Source organism: Bartonella sp. CL70QHWL (genome assembly GCF_042194855.1).
Classification (GTDB): domain Bacteria; phylum Pseudomonadota; class Alphaproteobacteria; order Rhizobiales; family Rhizobiaceae; genus Bartonella.
The window spans coordinates 1-749 of sequence record NZ_JBHINJ010000111.1; the positions used below are offsets into that span (position 1 = coordinate 1).

The 749-nt window shown below is 39.1% G+C and carries 1 protein-coding gene; it reads left to right on the forward strand.

Annotated features, from left to right (window positions below; translation table 11 throughout):
* Positions 1 to 57: 57 nt before the first annotated feature.
* Positions 58 to 749, forward strand: a 692-nt coding sequence (locus tag ACFIJZ_RS09975) for a hypothetical protein (protein ID WP_375632005.1), incomplete at its 3' end; no start/stop codon positions are given.

Sequence of the window (749 nt, forward strand, 5' to 3'; positions counted from 1 at the left end):
GCGCCGCCTCATAAGAATAAGAAGAGTAAGAAGAAGGGTAAGTGAGGAGTGGATAAGATGACAGTTAAAAAGAAGTATGAATCTACTGATGAAACAATCGAAGTTAATGGAGTTACGCTTCATCGTATACGTGCTTTAAGAAATTTTAGAGATGTGTACGCAGGTGACTTAGGTGGCTTTATTGAAAATGAAAGCAATTTAAGTCATGAGGGAGACTGTTGGGTTGGGGACGATGCAAAGGTTTATGGTAGTGCTAGGGTTTACGGTCGAGCCAAGGTTTTTGGTAATGCCAACGTTTATGATAACGCTCATGTTTATGGCAATGCCATTGTTTATTTTGATGCTAAAGTTTTTGATAATGCACATGTATACGGTACAGCAATAATTTGTGGAAATGCCCGTGTGTGTGGTGATGCATGGATTGATACAGGTTTTATTAGTGGTTGTGATTTAGTTAATAGTAGTAAAAAGAAATACGAACTTACAGACGATACAGTTGATCTCGGTCCTTTCAAGTTACACCGAATACGAGCATTGAGAAGCTTTGGCAAAGTAAAGAAAGGTGATTTAGGTGGCTGGGTAGAGAGTGAAGAGAACCTCAGTCACGAAGGTAATTGTTGGATTAGTGGTTTAGGGGCTGTTTTTGGTGGCGGCAGATTACGTGGTGATCACCTAGTTCCAAACTTTAATTACATTTCCAATACGACTTATAAATTGTCTATGTTAACACCACAACAATACATGGCATC